Annotated in this window: 1 protein-coding gene and 1 pseudogene; both read right to left on the bottom strand. The window is 50.0% G+C overall.

The window, feature by feature from the left end:
* A pseudogene (locus tag WBV75_RS01460) lies at positions 1 to 698 on the bottom strand (S9 family peptidase); the annotation flags it as partial.
* 87 nt (positions 699 to 785) lie between these two features.
* On the bottom strand, positions 786 to 1,775 hold the full coding sequence (locus tag WBV75_RS01455) for an aspartate-semialdehyde dehydrogenase (protein ID WP_424118883.1): 990 nt from the start codon (positions 1,773 to 1,775) through the stop codon (positions 786 to 788).
* Positions 1,776 to 1,957 lie beyond the last annotated feature (182 nt).

Here is a 1,957-nt window from a genome sequence, read left to right as displayed (position 1 = left end):
CCCATTTTGTGGTAATATACCTTGTGCTGATCTGTTTTGGCCGAAAGCTCACTGCCTTTTGGCTTGTCATAACTGGAGTAGTAAAAGCCTTCCTGTCCCTTCCAGGAAATACCGGAGAATTTGATATCCACAAGGGTATCCTCCATAATCTCCATACGCTCTGCATGCATTACAATTATTTTCCTCCAGTCGCTACCCCCTTCGGAAATCGAATAGGCCGCGAGGCTTCCGTCTTTTGAAAAACTCAGCCCGGAGAGGGAAGTCGTCCCGTCTTCGGAAAAAGTATTGGGGTCCAGAAAAACCTCCGGAGGCCCTTCTCCAACCCGTCGATACAGCACCGATTGGTTTTGGAGGCCATCGTTCTTGTAGAAATAAGTATAGGCCCCTTCTTTAAAAGGGGTACCGAGTTTTTCGTAATTCCAGAGTTCTTCAAGACGGCTCTTAAGGGTTTCCCGGTAAGGGATTTTGTCCAGAAATGAAAAGGTCACCTTATTTTGTGCCCCGACCCAGGATTCCGTTTCAGCGCTCCGGTCATCTTCAAGCCATCGATAGGGATCAGGGACCGCTGTCTCGAAGTAGGTGTCTACAGTATCAACCTTAGGGGTTTTGGGATAGTCCAGGGCCATTTTTGAGTTTGATTTGTTTTCGCAGGACAACAGGATACTCCCGAAGGCCGCGATTGCGATAAGACGTTTCATTATTCCAGGATTTACACGCCTAAAATAGGGATTAAAACCACTTAGAAAGGCCATTTTCACTGGGTTTAACACATCTTTAAGCCCCCTTTATCGGCCCTCCTTATCCACCAGGTATTCTGCAATCTGTACGGCATTGGTGGCCGCACCTTTTCTGAGGTTGTCTGCCACGACCCAAAGGTGGAGGGTGTTGGCCTGGCTTTCATCCCTGCGAATTCGCCCGACAAATACCTCGTCTTTCCGGTGGGCGGTCAGGGGCATGGGGTAGAGGTTTTGGGAAGGGTTATCCTGAAGGACAACCCCGGGGGTTTCCCGGAGGATTTCACGGACTTGTTCAAGGTTGAAATCCCGGTGAAACTCGATATTTACTGATTCCGAATGTCCTCCGGCAGTGGGGATACGTACGGCGGTCGCCGTTATCGAAAAGGTGCGGTCATCGAGGATTTTCTGAGGTTCCCGTGCCAGTTTCATCTCTTCCTTAGTATAGCCGTTCTCCTGGAAGACATCACAGTGCGGAAGCGCATTTTTATAGATAGGATGGGGGTATGCCATCTTCCCTTCAACCCCGGCCACTTCATTTTCGAGTTGTTGTACTGCATCGACCCCCGTTCCTGAAACCGATTGATAGGTAGAGACCACTACCCGCTTGAGCCCGTATTTTTGATGCAGGGGAGCCAGGACCATCACCAGTTGAATGGTAGAGCAATTCGGGTTGGCAATAATCTTGTCAGAAGCCTGAAGCAGGGAGGCATTGATCTCCGGAACGATTAATTTGATATCCGGATCCATCCGCCAGGCTGAGGAGTTGTCGATAACTGTAGTGCCCGAGGCGGCAAATTTGGGCGCCCATTCCAGGGAGGTCGCTGCACCGGCCGAAAAAAGGGCGATATCCGGCTTGGCATCCAGGGCTTGTTGCAATCCGATCACAGGGATTTCCTCCCCGGAGAACGGGAGTTTTTTTCCGATGGATCGCTCAGAAGCTACAACCAGCAATTCATCCAGGGGAAACTTCCGCGCTTCCAGCACCTCTAACATGACCTCCCCGACCATACCGGTGGCTCCTACTACCGCGACTTTCATACCTTTTATATTTGTCGGTAAAAGTAGTCAAGCCGCCCGTTCTGTCAAAGCCCGTTGATTATTTGGCCATACCTTGCTTCTTTGATCTTTAAATCTCGCATGGCCGTTTGAGATAAAAAAACCGCTTCGGAATCCCGAAGCGGTTTAAGGTTAATAATAGCTGTGGTGCAGCGGCAATTGCG

Source organism: Robiginitalea sp., from assembly GCF_049588695.1.
GTDB lineage: Bacteria > Bacteroidota > Bacteroidia > Flavobacteriales > Flavobacteriaceae > Robiginitalea.
The sequence above is the reverse complement of the archived record's forward strand: the minus strand, read 5'-3'. Positions and strand labels throughout refer to the sequence as shown.